11 protein-coding genes are annotated in these 13,831 nt (G+C 62.3%); 5 read left to right on the plus strand and 6 right to left on the minus strand.

Annotated features, from left to right (window positions below; translation table 11 throughout):
- The first annotated feature begins 157 nt into the window (after positions 1–157).
- The gene (locus ACNFG0_RS04730) at positions 158–634 is read left to right on the plus strand and encodes a ferritin-like domain-containing protein (RefSeq protein WP_084858530.1); all 477 of its coding nucleotides are present in this window, start codon (positions 158–160) and stop codon (positions 632–634) included.
- Here ACNFG0_RS04730 and ACNFG0_RS04735 read toward each other — a convergent pair.
- From ACNFG0_RS04735 to norR, 6 genes are all read right to left on the minus strand, one after another.
- Positions 631–2,127: a sensor domain-containing diguanylate cyclase gene (locus ACNFG0_RS04735; RefSeq protein ID WP_196143687.1), complete on the minus strand. Its 1,497-nt coding sequence runs from the start codon at positions 2,125–2,127 to the stop codon at positions 631–633. The genes ACNFG0_RS04730 and ACNFG0_RS04735 overlap by 4 nt on opposite strands.
- A 360-nt stretch (positions 2,128–2,487) precedes the next feature.
- The gene (locus tag ACNFG0_RS04740; protein WP_416764114.1) at positions 2,488–3,819 is read right to left on the minus strand and encodes an OprD family porin; all 1,332 of its coding nucleotides are present in this window, start codon (positions 3,817–3,819) and stop codon (positions 2,488–2,490) included.
- 206 nt (positions 3,820–4,025) lie between these two features.
- On the minus strand, positions 4,026–4,250 hold the full coding sequence (locus tag ACNFG0_RS04745; RefSeq protein WP_196154573.1) for a hypothetical protein: 225 nt from the start codon (positions 4,248–4,250) through the stop codon (positions 4,026–4,028).
- Between the two features lie 179 nt (positions 4,251–4,429).
- Positions 4,430–5,164 (minus strand): YkgJ family cysteine cluster protein, encoded by a 735-nt coding sequence (locus tag ACNFG0_RS04750; RefSeq protein WP_416764116.1) that lies wholly within the window; start codon positions 5,162–5,164, stop codon positions 4,430–4,432.
- 91 nt (positions 5,165–5,255) lie between these two features.
- Positions 5,256–6,155 carry a chemotaxis protein gene (locus ACNFG0_RS04755; RefSeq protein WP_416764118.1) on the minus strand — a complete coding sequence of 300 codons (900 nt, stop codon included), beginning with the start codon at positions 6,153–6,155 and terminating at the stop codon, positions 5,256–5,258.
- Positions 6,156–6,275: 120 nt separating this feature from the next.
- Positions 6,276–7,829, minus strand: coding sequence for a nitric oxide reductase transcriptional regulator NorR (gene norR, locus ACNFG0_RS04760; RefSeq protein WP_416764119.1), 1,554 nt, complete (start codon positions 7,827–7,829; stop codon positions 6,276–6,278).
- A 156-nt stretch (positions 7,830–7,985) separates the two neighbouring features.
- On the opposite strand from norR, the gene hmpA reads away from it, so the two are divergent.
- The 4 genes from hmpA (at position 7,986) to cyoB (ending at position 13,828) form a co-directional block, all read left to right on the plus strand.
- The gene (hmpA, locus tag ACNFG0_RS04765; protein WP_416764121.1) at positions 7,986–9,161 is read left to right on the plus strand and encodes an NO-inducible flavohemoprotein; all 1,176 of its coding nucleotides are present in this window, start codon (positions 7,986–7,988) and stop codon (positions 9,159–9,161) included.
- Between the two features lie 634 nt (positions 9,162–9,795).
- Positions 9,796–10,302 (plus strand): disulfide bond formation protein B, encoded by a 507-nt coding sequence (locus ACNFG0_RS04770; protein ID WP_196154569.1) that lies wholly within the window; start codon positions 9,796–9,798, stop codon positions 10,300–10,302.
- Between the two features lie 559 nt (positions 10,303–10,861).
- Positions 10,862–11,806, plus strand: a complete 945-nt coding sequence (gene cyoA, locus ACNFG0_RS04775) for a ubiquinol oxidase subunit II (protein WP_416764123.1) — start codon at positions 10,862–10,864, stop codon at positions 11,804–11,806.
- A 3-nt stretch (positions 11,807–11,809) separates the two neighbouring features.
- Positions 11,810–13,828 (plus strand): cytochrome o ubiquinol oxidase subunit I, encoded by a 2,019-nt coding sequence (cyoB, locus tag ACNFG0_RS04780; RefSeq protein WP_070094176.1) that lies wholly within the window; start codon positions 11,810–11,812, stop codon positions 13,826–13,828.
- Positions 13,829–13,831 lie beyond the last annotated feature (3 nt).

The following is a 13,831-nucleotide window of genomic DNA, read 5'->3' on the forward strand; positions in this document are numbered from 1 at the left end:
CACGAACGCCCAAGCGGCAATCATGCAGAACGCCTCGTCAACGGTTGCGCCTTTTGGCTGTAACTTATTGTTTTTAATGGGAATTATATTCTCTGCCTGGCTTGGCACGATGCCTGCTCCTCTACAAGGGACTATCACCTGCCAAGGAGTTCGCGCCATGAGTCATCCAAACAAAGACGTGATCGACGTACTCAACGACCTGATCGAGTACAGCAAAGACGGCGAAAAAGGCTTCAAGGAGTCGGCCGAAGATGTGAAGAACACTGAGCTCAAGGCGTTCTTCGTCCAACGCGCTGGCGAGTGCGCCAGTGCCGCCGCCGAGCTGCAAGGCGAAGTGCGACGCCTGGGCGGCGACCCGGAAACCTCCACCAGCCTGAGCGGCGACCTGCATCGGGGCTGGGTCAATTTCAAGTCGATGCTGACCGGCAAGAGCGAGGAAGCGGTGCTCAACGAGGTCGAGCGCGGTGAGGACTTTGCCCTGAAAGCCTACAAGGACGCGCGCGAGAAGCTGGTCAAGCTTGGCCGCACCGCCAGCGACGAGACCTATGCCCTGGTGGAAAAACAGCTGCAAGGCGTGCAGCGCAACCATGACCAGGTAAAAGCACTGCGCGACGCCGCGCGGGCACGTTCCTAACCCGTGGGGCCTTCCACGCGGTTGCGGCCGTTGGCTTTGGCCCGGTAGAGCGCCTCGTCCGCCGAGCCCAGCAAGCCCGTGAGGTCTTGCTGGGTGCCTGGCGTATGCAGGCTGATGCCGATGCTCACGGTCACCGACCGCTCGTCGTCGCCGAACGGTGGCAGCGCCTGCACACTGTCGCGTATGCGTTCGGCCAGCAGCCTGGCACCGGGTAGATCGGTGTCGGGCAATACCACCTGGAACTCTTCCCCTCCATAGCGCGCAGCCAGGTCCGCCGGGCGGCGGATGCAGCGCTCTATCGTCTTGGCGACCTCGCGCAGGGCATGGTCGCCGCCAGCATGGCCGTGGCGCTGGTTGAAGGATTTGAAATGATCCACATCCACCATGAGGATGGCCAGCGGCTGGCGGTTGCGCTGGGCGCGGGCCCACTCCTGGCGCAGCACCTGGTCCAGCCGGCGGCGGTTGGCGAGCCCGGTGAGGCTATCGGTGGCTGCAAGGGCCGCCAGGCCTCGCTCGGCCTCTTGGCGGCGGCGCAATTCGCGGCCCAGCAACAAGGTCAGCCAAAGAATACCGATGCACAGCATGCCAGTGGCGACGCCCACCAGGGTCGCGGTGCGACGCCAGGACTGGAACACCTCATCGGAAGCATCCACCACCAGCACGATCAGCGGCAGGTCAGCGACCCGGGCGAAGGTATAGATGCGCTGCACCCCGGTGTGCTCGGACCTGGCGGTGAAACTGCCGCTGCGCTCGTTGAGGATGCGCTGGAAGTTGGGCCGCTCGCTGTAGTCGCTGCCGATCATTGGGTCTTGCGGGCGTGAAGGTTGCCTGGCTAGCAACTGGCCGTCGGTGTTGAGCAGGTTGATGCTGCTGTCCTTGCCGATGTCCAAGCGCTCGAACAGCTCGGTGAAATAGTCCAGGCGCAGGGCGCCGGCGGCGACGCCGGCGAATTCGCCATTGGGGCCTGAGATGCGGCGGCTGAAGCTGATGCACCAGTCCAGCTCGCCCAGACGGGCCTTGAACGGCGGGCTGATGAACAGGCCAAGGTCCGGTCGGTCGCGGTGGGCCTGGAAGGCGATGGTATCGGCGAAATTGGCCTGGCGTGGCCGCGTATGCAGCGAGTCGCCCAGCACATCGCCGTGGGCGCCGAGCCAGAGGATATCCCCACGCACCGGGGCGGCGAAGGTCTGGTTGAAGAGGATCTGCTGGCGCAGCTCTGGCGATGTGTTTAGCAATTCGGGATGTTTCACCGCCCAGATCAGCCCGTGCAGGGACTGGTCATAGAGTTCGACGTTGCGCAGGATATCGCTTTCGATGAGTTGGACGATATTGCCCGAAGAACGTATGGCCGACTGCTCGACGCTGTCGCGCTCGCGGGCCAGTAGGTAGCTGACGATGGCTACGATGGCGAGCACGGCGAGGCAACTGCCCAGGTTGAGGATCAGTTCGGGGTGCGACCTGTACAGGGAAGAACGCGATGATCGGGTGGGCATGCTCGCTACTGCACGGGCGGGGCCATTACGCGGCGGCAGTATTCTAGGGAAGCCCGCAGGGGCGAACAAGATTCGGTCGACGGAAAACATGGAGCCCTGGCCGAATGCCAGTCCAATTGAGCCTTGTCGGCTGCAGCTGGGGCTGCTGCGCAGCCCATCGCCGGCAAGCCGGCTCCCACAGGGGGACCAGCGCTAGCCGCTTGTTCTTTGCGCGACAGCGCAGCCCGGGAGGGATGGGTTATCTCCCACAGGTACTGCGCGGCTTCCAGATGTGGGAGCTGGCTTGCCAGCGATAGGGCCTGGGCAAGTAGCTCTAGATAGTTGCTCCCACAAGGCGCAGCCCCTCGCCGGGCCTTGAGGTCAGAAGATGTTCAAGGGGTAGTCGACGATCACCCGCACTTCATCGTTGTCGCTGTTGTCGTCGATATCGGCGTAGCCCTGGCTGCCGCGGTGGCTGGCGTAGCGCAGCAGCACCGACAGGTCCTTGAGGTTGCCTTCCTGGAACACGTACTTGATGTCCAGGTCGCGTTCCCAGTGCATGGCGTTCTTGCCATCGGCGTTGTAGTACCCGTAGTAGTCGCTCTGGGCCGCCTTGGTCAGGTCGGCTTCGCCGCGCGAATAGGAAACCGAGGTGCTCAGGCCGGGGATGCCGATGCCTGTGAAGTCATAGTCGTACTGCAGCTTCCAGGAACGCTCGTTGGGGGCGTTGAAGTCCGAGTACATGCGCGAGTTGTCGAGGTACACGCTGTCGCCCAGGTTGATGTAGTCGAACGGCGTGTTGCCGTTCACGCGCTGGTAGGCGGCAGTGATGCTGTGGTAGCCAGCATTGACGGTGAAGTGCAGGCTGTAGGTGTTGTTGTCGATCGTGCCCAGCAGCGCCTGGCCGGTGTCCTGGGTGTGGTAGAAGTGCAGGCCGGGGTTGAGGCTGACCAGGTCGTTGACCACATAGGTGTAGTCGAAATCGAAGTAGTACTGGTTCCAGATGTCCTTCAGTTCAGCGGCGTACAAGTTGGTGGTGATGTTCTCTGTACCGCTCCAGGACAGGCCGGCCCAGCTCAGGTGGTCGCTCTTGGTGCCGTCCGCCAGTTGCCCGTAGTAGGTGTCGATGCGGCGGTGGCCGCTCTGGTTGTAGGGCTTGGTGAAGCTGACCTGGCCGCCTTCGAGCAGCAGGCCGTCGATGCTGGTGTTGGTCAAGCTCACGCCGCGGAAGGTCTGCGGCAGCATGCGGGTTTCCCCGCCGGCGATCACTGGGTTGGTGAGGAACAGGTCACCGGCCTTGAGCTCGGTGTCGAAGGCCTTGAACTTGACCGCCGCGCCTGCGGTGGAGAAGGCATGTGGGGCTGCGCCCAGCTCACCGTTGTCCTTGAAGTGCTCGGGCAGGATGCTGGTACCGGCATGGCCGCCACCGCCGTCGAGCTTCAGGCCCAGGATGCCGTGGGCATCGAGGCCGAAGCCGACCACGCCCGGCGTGTAACCGGACTCGAAGCGCGCGACGGCACCCTGGCCCCATTCGCGCAGATCACGCACGCCTGGGTTGAGGTTGTTGCGGTTGAAGTAGGCATTGCGAAAATGCAGGTTCAGGGTTGCGCCTTCGATGAAGCCATCAGCCTTGGCTTCATCGCCGTGTGCGGCGACAGGCATCGTTGCGGCGAGTGCAACGAACAACGGGGTAAAGCGAAACGCGGAAGACACCGGTACGAGCTCCTTTGGTCTGGCGGTGAGGCGTTGTTGTTTTCGGGTTTTGCAAGTTTCTTTATGGGATACGTAACAGCGTGGCTGATAATTCGGGCACATAAAAAAAGCCGCTGATCGGCAGCGGCTTTAAAAGGCTAACATATCGACGCACAAGGCGCCCACGGGCTAGCCGAGGGAAAAACAGGCGCTATGAAAGTCGTCGATCAACTTTCGCTCTGATCATCGGTAACGACCTTGGAGGCAGTCTGCTGCACGTCTTTTGCCGCGTCTGCTTGCTGAGCGGCATAGGCGTCGCGGGCGTCTTGGTGAACAGCGGAAAGTTCGGCGTTACGGGCTACGAAGGCCGGCGATTCTTCAGCCATGGCCAGGGGCGACAGCAACAGGGACGACAGGACGAAAACGCTGGCAATACCCATACTGTTGGACATTTGAAACAACCTTCTTGCAAGGCAAGTGTTAATTGGGACAGGCGTAAGTTAGTCCTAACACAGGCGCGGAAACAGGCTTGAGTTGGATAAGCACTGTTGCGCAAAAAGTAATGATCAAGTCGGAAAATAGCCGGATCTCACCGCAAACCCGCGTAGTTGAGGGCTTGGCAGGGGTGTCGTCAGAAGCCGATGAAGGCGTAGTACACCGGCGTCTCGGCGGTGGTCAGCAACCCATGGCTGGCCAGCTCCTGAGCAAGGGCAGGGGCCTCGACATGAAGCGTCCAGGGCGCATGGTTGTCGTCCGGCACCTGTGCCAGGGCCTGGGCGAATGGCTCCATCGCCGGCAGGTAGGCAGTGAACCCGTTGCCCTTGAGGGCGCTGGTGGTCATGCCCAGGGCCTGGCAGATGGCGACCTTGGCCGCGATGTCGTCGCGGTCGGCCTGGCGCGAGGCCTCGATCAGCGCCGCCAACTGCGGGTCCACCGGTATCCGGCCATGGATCAATTCGGGGCCTTGTTGCCAGGCCTCGGGTGGGCAGTCCTTGTTCTCCGGGCGCAGTGGCAAGTGCGGGTTGATCTCCGCCGGGTAGATACGGCACACCAGCGGGCGGGTTTCATAGATGGTGCACAGGTCGTTGTCGTCCAGGTTGCGACAGCGGCCGGGGTTGAACGCGGCGAAGGTCACCGAGACGCGCAGCTCGGCTTCGCCGCAGGCCACCGGGCAGGAACGGCGCAGCACATGGTCGCGCTGCTCGGCGGGCAGGCCTGGGCCGTCAACGACGAAGCCTTCGATCAGCACCACCACCTGGCCGCCGCTGGCCGCCCACTGGCGGGCTTCGCCCAGGGTCAGCGGAACATGGTGGCCGGTGCAGCACTTACCGCAACCGGTGCAGGCGAAACGGATGTTTTCGGTCACGGGGTTGTGGCCACTCGCTGACGAAGGAAGCTGCGCGAATTATGCCCGAGCACACCCTGCCTGCAAGCCCAGGTGTTGGTTACCTGGGATCTCAGTGCTCGGCAAACACCACCGTGCGCGCCGCCACCACCAGGCAGTCGGTCAACTCTGGCGAGGAGAACTTGGTGAGGATGGCATTGGCTCCGGCCAGCTTGGCCTTCTCGGCGCTCATGGTGCTGTCCAGCGAAGTGTGCAGCAGCACGTAGAGGTGCTGGAAGTCCGGGCTTTCACGCAGGGTACGGGTGAAGGCGTAGCCGTCCATCTCGGACATCTCGATATCCGAGACGATGATATTGATCTCCCGCTCGGTGCCTTGTAGCTCCAGCAGCACGTTGATCGCATCCTTGGCGCTGCGCGCGGTATGGCATTCGATGCCCAGGTTGCGCAGGGTATGGACCGATTGCTGCAGCGCGACCTGGCTGTCGTCCACCACCAGGATGTTGGCGGCGGCCAAGAGGCTGGCATCTTCTTCGCTGAGCTCGCCCGGATGGGGCTCGGGTTCTGGCGGGGCAATGGCATGGATGACCTTTTCGATGTCCAGTACCTGGACCAAGGTGTTGTCCACGCGGGTGACGCCGGTGATGAACGAACGGGGGCCGGAGCCGTAGGGCGGTGGTTTTATGTCGGTGCTCAGGCAGTGCACGATGCGGCTCACCGCCTGTACGTGCAGGCCTTGGCGCGAGCGGCTGATCTCGGTGACGATCAGGCAGCCGCCATCCGGGTCGGCCAGGGGCTGTTCGCCGATGGCGCGGGACAGGTCGATCACCGACAGCGGGTTGCCACGCAGGGTGGCCACGCCTTTGACGTGGGGGTGCGACTCCGGCAGCTTGGTCAGCGACGGGCAGGGGATGATTTCGCTGACCTTGAGCAGGTTGATCGCCATCAGCTTGCCGCTGCGCAGGGTGAACAGCAGCAGGGACAACGAGTCCGCACGGGCGTTTTGCGTGGCCATGGGCAACCTTCGAGTCTGTCGGGAATAAAGGAGGATGCCGGGTTATCGGCCTGTTCGGGTCAGGCTTTAGGTCGATGGCCCCATCGCGGTCCGACTTGTCCCGCGATTGGGCCGCTTCGCTCAGCGCAGGCCCAGTCGCTTGGCCAGCCGGCTGAGGTTGGCCCGGTCCAGCCCTAGCTCCCGTGCTGCCGACGCCCAGTTGTCTTGGTGCTTGACCAGGCAGGCCTCGATCAAGCGTCGCTGGTAATCGTCCACCGCCTCGCGCAGGCCGCCCTGGGGCAGACTGGCCTGTGGTGCGGCGAGCGACGGTGTCGGCTCGGCGTTGGCCGGCAGGGCAGGGCGCAGGTCCAGGTCGCTGGCTTCCAGGGTCAGGATCCGCGGGCGCTGGGCATGCTGGCCGAGCGCCTTGAGCGCCGAGCGGCCGATCAGGTGCTCGAGTTCGCGTACATTGCCGGGCCAGTCGTAGGCCAGCAGGGCGGCCTGGGCGTCGGTGCTCAGGCGCAAGCTGTTCAGGCCCAAGCGCGAGCGGTTCTGCTCGAGGAAATAGCCGGCGATCAGCAACACGTCGCGACCGCGCTCGCGCAATGGCGGGACCTGCAGCGGGTAGACGCTCAGGCGATGATAGAAGTCGGCGCGGTACTTACCGTTGCGCACCTCCTCGGCCAGGTCGCGGTTGGTGGCGGCGATCAGGCGCACGTCGACCCGGTGCTCCCGGTCCGAACCCAGGCGCTGCAGTTGCCCGCTCTGCAACACGCGCAGCAGCTTGGCCTGCACGGCCAATGGCAGCTCGCCCACCTCGTCGAGGAACAGCGTGCCGCCGTTGGCCAGCTCGAACTTGCCCCGGCGTTCGCCATGGGCGCCGGTGAAGGCGCCACGCACATGGCCGAACAGTTCGCTTTCCACCAGCGTGTCGGGCAGGGCTGCGCAGTTGAGGCTGATCAGCGGTTTGTCGGCCCGGGCGCTGGCGCGGTGCAGGGCCTGGGCCACCAGCTCCTTGCCCACACCAGTTTCGCCGGTGATCAGCACGGTCAGGTCGCTGCCGCCAACCAGGCGGATCTCCTCCAGCAGGCGCTTGTGCGCCTTGCTCTGGCCGATCAGCTCCTTGTCCAGACCACTGGCCTGGCGGTAGACCTCGGCGCGCTGGTGTTCATCCTCGGCGCGCAGCGACAGGTCCTCGATACGTTCGGCCACGGTCACAGTGGCGGCGGCGAGGCTGGCGAACGCTTGCAGGGCATCCAGCTCCAGGCTCTGGAACTGCCCGGGGGTGAGGGCGTCGAGGGTCACCAGACCCCAGGGCCGTTCATCCACCATCAAGGGACAACCCATGCAATCGTGCACTTCCAGGTCGGCATGAGGCGCGTTGACCAAGCCGTCGTAGGGGTCGGGCAGTTCGCTGTCGCTGGCGAAGCGGGTTGGCCCGCTGCGGCTGAGCAGGATCTGGAAACGGGGGTGTTCGCTGACCTTGAAGCGTCGCCCGAGGGTGTCGGCCGACAAGCCATCAACGGCCAAGGGCACCAGCCATTCGCCATCCAGGCGCAGCAGCGCGGCGGCGTCACATGGCAGAAGATCGCGCATCGCTTCGAGCAGGCGCCGATAGCGCTCTTGGTCGGGTAGGTCGCGGGACAGGTCGCTGACCAGCGGCAGCAGGCTGGTGAGGAGGGGCTTTGCAGTCATAAGGACTCCTGTTGGTCGATATGACTATACGCCGGTCAGTGTCGTTTTGACTCCCCCTTGTATGGAGCCCCCGGATTCATTGGCCGGAAAAGTTGGCACGATTGGTGATATAGCCAAGGCAGTCAAGTTCAAGCCATAGGCTCAGGAGTCGTTGCAATGCTCAATGCCGAACAACGTGCAATCATCAAGGCCACCGTTCCGCTGCTCGAAAGCGGCGGCGAAGCCCTGACCACTCACTTCTACAAGATGATGCTCAGCGAGTACCCCGAGGTACGCCCGCTGTTCAACCAGGCTCACCAGGCCAGCGGCGACCAGCCGCGTGCTCTGGCCAACGGCGTGCTGATGTACGCCCGCCACATCGACCAGCTGGAACAGCTCGGCGGCCTGGTTGGCCAGATCATCAACAAGCATGTTGCCCTGCAGATCCTGCCCGAGCACTACCCGATCGTCGGCAGCTGCCTGCTGCGCGCCATTGAGGAAGTCCTGGGCAAGGACATCGCTACGCCGGAAGTGATCGACGCCTGGGGCGCAGCCTATGGGCAACTGGCCGACATCCTCATCGGCGCCGAGGAAAACCTCTATAAGCAGAAGGAAGAGGCCGCCGGTGGCTGGCGTGGTACCCGTGAATTCCGCCTGGTGCGTCGTGAGCAGGAAAGCAGCGAAATCACCTCGTTCTATTTCGCTCCGGTGGATGGCAAGCCGGTACTCAAGGCCGAGCCCGGCCAGTACATCGGCCTGCAGTTGTTCGTCGACGGCACCGAACAGCGCCGTAACTACTCCCTGTCGGCCCTTTGCGATGGCGAGCAGTACCGCATCAGCGTCAAGCGTGAAGAAGGCGGCAAGGTATCGAACTACCTGCATGACCAGTTGATGGTCGGCCAAACGCTGCAGCTGTTCCCGCCATCCGGTGATTTCACCCTGGCCGCCAGCGACAAACCGCTGGTGCTCATCAGTGGCGGTGTGGGTATCACCCCGACCCTGGCCATGCTCCAGGCCGCACTGCAGACCCAGCGCCCGGTGCATTTCATCCATTGTGCGCGCAATGGCGCGGTGCATGCCTTCCGCGACTGGATCGACGGCCTGGCCGCGCGTCACCCGCAGCTCAAACGCTTCTACTGCTACGAGCAGGGCGGCAGCGGCGAAGCCGATGCCGTGGGCCTGCTGAGCCAGGAACAACTGGGTCACTGGCTGCCGGGCGAGCGTGACGTGGACGCCTACTTCCTGGGGCCTAAAGGCTTCATGGCGGCGGTCAAGCGCCACCTGAAAGGCCTGGGCGTGCCGGAGCAGCAGAGCCGCTACGAGTTCTTCGGGCCGGCGGCCGCGTTGGAGTAACGAACCGATAGCTGCGATGACCCGATCGCCGGCAAGCCGGCTCCCACCAGGCCTGCGCTGTCTTAAGAGACACCGCCGTACCTGTAGGAGCTGGCTTGCCAGCGATAGGACCGGTGCAAGCAACTCAAGACAGTTGGCTCCCACCTGTGCTGCGCTGTTTCATAGGCGCCGCCGTACCTGTGGGAGCCGGCTTGCCGGCGAAGCGGACTCCATGGTTTTTCCAATCGCTGGCAAGCCAGCTCTCGTACGCGGTGCTCCCGAACGTGGGTAATCGAGACGAAACGAACGTGACATCGTGCGTGCGGGGGCTGGCTTGCCAGCGATTGGGCCTTACTGGCCTTCCTTTTATATAGAAGGAGATGAAATAAGCAGGCGCAATTTCATCTTTAATCTTCCATTAATCACGGTATCCTTCACTCCCGGGTGTCGAGGGGCTTTCGCCTGTCCGACATCCGGGCTGCCGCTTTTGGGCGGGCGACGTTGAACCGACGTCGCTTCGTCTGGTCAGAAGTCGTCACCGGATAGCCCCAGCGCAGTACCGCATACCGCCTCGGCGCGCGTGTAGACTGTCGCCAGGCAGGCCAACGCCCTGATGGGCCCCTCGCCTTGCCACTATCCATCGAAGGAACCGGTAATGAACGAACAAACCTCGCACCTGAACCGCGAACGGCGCTTCCTGGTGTTGCTGGGCGTGATCTGCCTGTCGCTGATCGGCGGCGCGCTCTACATGCAGGTGGTGCTCGGCGAGGCACCATGCCCGCTGTGCATTCTGCAACGCTACGCGCTGCTGTTGATCGCGGTATTCGCCTTCATCGCCGCGGCCATGCCCGGTCGGCGCAGCCTGACCTTCTTCGAAGCCCTGGTGGTGCTCAGCGCAATCGGCGGAATCGTTGCGGCCGGCAACCATGTGTATATACTCGCGCACCCGATGGTCAGTTGCGGTATCGATACCCTGCAGCCGATCGTCGATGACCTGCCGCTGGCACACGTGTGGCCGCTGGCGTTCCAGGTCGATGGGTTCTGCTCCACGCCTTATCCGCCAATTCTGGGGTTGTCCCTGGCGCAATGGGCACTCCTGGCGTTCGTCCTCACCGCGGTCCTGGTGCCGCTGGGCATCTATCGCAATCGTCGGCGGGCTTAGACAAAAGTCCCGCTTCGAGCCCCCTCTGTTGCATGGCGAGATAACATCTTTACCTCGCCTCCCGCTTGACCCAGATCAACGATAAAGCCTTGTAGAATGCGGGCTCCAGGGCTATCAAGCGGGGTGCGACAAACTGTCGCGAAGTTGATTTTTTGAGCAGTATTGTTACCGATTCGGTAAAAGACTGTTGCTCAATAAGTCATAGTCAAGGGGGGGCGACCTATCTACAATCGCCCCCAATTTCCGTTCGGCACTGCTTGCGAGTCGCAGGATTGGAGGAAGCCGCAGCGCTTTCTTTTGCTGACTTCGACAAGTTTCGCCCAACGGCGATACCGGGCGGACCCCCCTCCGCGTTTTCCCGCACCAAATGGACTTGGTCTGAAGTACAGGCCGTTAGCCTACGAACCACAAAGCACCGTAAACCCGCTCGCGCCCAGGTCCAGCAGTCGGACCACAGGCAGGAGCGAATTCGAGCCCGAAATGCTGACGCTTGGCAGGACGAAGTGTTGGCGACCAAAACACAAATTGCATTGAAGCAAGCTGATCTAGAGGTCGTGAGATGAGTAAAAAGCGTTACCCCAGACTGTTTGGCATATTGCCCTTTTTAGGCATGCTTTTACTCAGTGGGTGCAACTGGACCCTGCTCGATCCAAAGGGCCAGGTGGGCATTGAGCAAAAGAACCTGATCCTGATCGCCACCGGCCTGATGCTGCTGGTCGTCATCCCGGTCATCATCATGACCATCGCGTTCGCCTGGAAGTACCGTGCTTCCAACAAGGCTGCCACCTACACCCCCGACTGGTCGCACTCGACCAAGATCGAAGCGGCTGTCTGGATCATCCCGATCCTGATCATCATCGCCCTGGGCTACGTCACCTACCAGTCCACCCACAAGCTGGACCCATACCGTCCACTGGATTCCGATGTGAAGCCGGTGCAGATCGACGTGGTCGCGCTGGACTGGAAATGGCTGTTCATCTACCCGGAGCAGGGCATCGCCACGGTCAACAAGATCGTCTTCCCGGCTAACACCCCGGTCAACTTCCGCGTGACTTCCGACGCCGTGATGAACTCCTTCTTCATCCCGGGCCTGGGCGGCCAGATCTACGCCATGGCCGGCATGACCACCAAACTGCACCTGATCGCCAACGAGAACGGTGAGTTCGACGGTATCTCCGCCAACTACAGCGGCGCCGGTTTCACCGGCATGAAGTTCAAGGCTACTGCAACCTCCCAGGCTGACTTCGAGAAGTGGGTCGCCGAGGTCAAGCAGTCGCCGAAGAAGCTGGATAAGGCTGAATACGAAGCCTTGGCCAAACCTAGCGAAAACAACCCAGTCACGCTGTACAGCGAGGCTTCGGCTGACCAGTTCCAGATCATCGTCGACAAGTACGAAGGTATGAACCGCGGTCGCCCAAGCCACGAAGAAGTAGGCAGCAAGGAACTGGCCACTACCAAGGGTGTGGAGTCGAGTATGCAACCAGCTGCCGGGGCAGAGGAGTAAGAGATGTTCGGTAAACTAAGTCTGGAGGCGATACCCTATCACGAGCCGATAGTCATGGTGACGCTTGCCATGATTGCGCTCGGTGGTATCGCTGTCGTCGGTGCTATCACCTATTTCCGCAAGTGGACCTACTTGTGGACCGAGTGGCTGACTACGGTCGACCACAAGAAGATCGGGGTGATGTACATCATCGTCGCGATGGTCATGCTGCTGCGCGGCTTCGCCGACGCCATCATGATGCGTACCCAGCTCGCTGCCGCTACCGGTGGCGCCGAAGGCTACCTGCCGCCTGAACACTATGACCAGATCTTCACCGCCCACGGTGTGATCATGATCATCTTCATGGCGATGCCGTTCTTCACCGGCCTGATGAACCTGGCGGTTCCTCTGCAGATCGGTGCACGTGACGTTGCCTTCCCGTTCCTGAACTCCCTGAGCTTCTACCTGCTGCTGGCAGGCGTGCTGCTGGTCAACATCTCCCTGGGCGTTGGCGAATTCGCCAAGACCGGTTGGGTTGCCTATCCGCCGCTGGCGGGCATCCAGTACAGCCCTGGCGTGGGTGTCGACTACTACATCTGGGCGCTACAGCTCTCAGGCTTGGGTACGACGCTTACCGGCGTGAACTTCCTCGTCACCGTGATGAAGATGCGCGCCCCTGGCATGAAGCTGATGGACATGCCGATCTTCACCTGGACCTGCACCTGGGCCAACGTGCTGATCGTCGCTTCGTTCCCGATCCTGACTGCTGCTCTGGCCCTGCTGACCGTTGACCGTTATCTGGACTTCCATATCTTCACCAACGAGCTTGGTGGGAACCCGATGATGTACGTCAACCTGTTCTGGGCATGGGGTCACCCTGAGGTCTACATCCTGATCCTGCCGGCCTTCGGCGTGTTCTCGGAAGTCACCTCGACCTTCGCAGGCAAGCGCCTGTTCGGTCACCACTCGATGATCTACGCATCGGGCGCGATCGCCGTTCTCGGCTTCGCGGTCTGGCTGCACCACTTCTTCACCATGGGTGCCGGCGCCAGCGTCAACACCTTCTTCGGCCTGGCGACGATGCTGATCTCCATTCCGACCGGTGTGAAGCTGTTCAACTGGCTGTTCACCATCTACCAAGGTCGTCTGCGCTTCACCGCGCCGATCATGTGGACCCTGGGCTTCATGGTCACCTTCTCCATCGGTGGCATGACCGGCGTCCTGCTGGCTGTTCCAGGTGCTGACTTCGTCCTGCACAACAGCCTGTTCGTGATCGCCCACTTCCACAACGTGATCATCGGTGGTGCGGTATTCGGCTACATCGCCGGCTTCGCCTACTGGTTCCCGAAAGCCTTCGGTTTCACCCTGAACGAGAAGTGGGGCAAGGCTGCCTTCTGGTTCTGGATCTCCGGCTTCTACGTAGCGTTCATGCCGCTGTACGCCCTGGGCTTCATGGGCATGACCCGTCGTCTGAACCACTCGGACAACCCGGCTTGGGAACCGTACCTGTACGTTGCCGTCGTCGGCGCCGTGCTGATCCTGTTCGGTATCGCCTGCCAGCTGATCCAGCTGTACGTATCGGTTCGCGACCGCAACCAGAACCTGGACGTCACCGGCGACCCATGGGGCGGCCGTACCCTGGAATGGTCGACCTCGTCGCCACCTCCGTTCTACAACTTCGCCCACATGCCTGAGAAGGTTGGCCTGGACGCCTGGCACGAAGCCAAGGAAGCCGGTGTCGCCTACAAGCCTGCGGCCAAGTACGAAGCGATCCACATGCCGAGCAACACCTCCACCGGTTTGTTCATGGGCCTGTTCCTGACCGTCTTCGGCTTCGCCTTCATCTGGCACATCTGGTGGCTGGTAGGCGCGAGCCTGGTTGCAACCATCGCTGTCTTCGTTCGCCACGCTGCACGTGACGACCAGGGCTACATGGTTCCGGCCGAAGAAGTGGCGCGCATCGAAGGCGAGCGCATGAAAGCGCTGGCCAAAGCAGGTGCTCTGCCTGCCGGCGCACGTGTCGAATCGTTTGAGCGGGTGTAATCA

Source organism: Pseudomonas sp. NY15372 (assembly GCF_048068215.1).
GTDB classification, from domain to species: Bacteria; Pseudomonadota; Gammaproteobacteria; order Pseudomonadales; family Pseudomonadaceae; genus Aquipseudomonas; species Aquipseudomonas guariconensis_A.